This is a genomic window from bacterium (genome assembly GCA_031082185.1).
Taxonomy (GTDB): Bacteria; Sysuimicrobiota; Sysuimicrobiia; order Sysuimicrobiales; family Humicultoraceae; genus VGFA01.
Genome location: JAVHLI010000042.1, coordinates 1 through 594, shown reverse-complemented (window position 1 = coordinate 594; position 594 = coordinate 1). Strand labels below are relative to the sequence as shown.

Below are 594 nucleotides of genomic sequence, written 5' to 3'. Positions count from 1 at the left end.
CGTAAGAAGCCGCATGTAAACATAGGGACGATAGGGCATATAGACCATGGTAAGACGACGTTAACGAGTGCGATAACGTCGGTGTTATCGAAGGCGGGATATGCGGAGCATATACCGTTTGATCAGATAGACAAGGCGCCGGAGGAGAGGGAGAGGGGAATAACGATAGCGACGGCGCATGTGGAGTATGAGACGGATAAGCGGCATTATGCGCATGTGGACTGTCCCGGGCATGCCGACTATATAAAGAATATGATAACGGGAGCGGCGCAGATGGACGGTGCGATATTGGTAGTGGGTGCGGATGACGGTCCGATGCCGCAGACACGGGAGCATATATTATTGGCGCGCCAGGTGGGAGTGCCGAGCATGGTGGTATTTTTGAACAAGGTGGACATGGTGGACGATCCGGAGCTGATCGAGTTAGTGGAGCTGGAGTTGAGGGAGCTGTTGTCGAAGTATGAGTTTCCTGGGGATGATATACCGATAGTGCCCGGGAGCGCCTTGAAGGCCCTGGAGTGCAGTTGCGGCAAGAAGGATTGTGTGAATTGCGGGCCGATATGGAAGTTAATGGATGCGGTGGACAGTTATATA

1 protein-coding gene is annotated in these 594 nt (G+C 53.0%); it reads left to right on the top strand.

The features are described 5' to 3' along the window. Positions 1-594 (top strand): GTP-binding protein (locus tag RDU83_14035; GenBank protein ID MDQ7842115.1); only part of this gene is annotated, 594 nt, incomplete at both ends.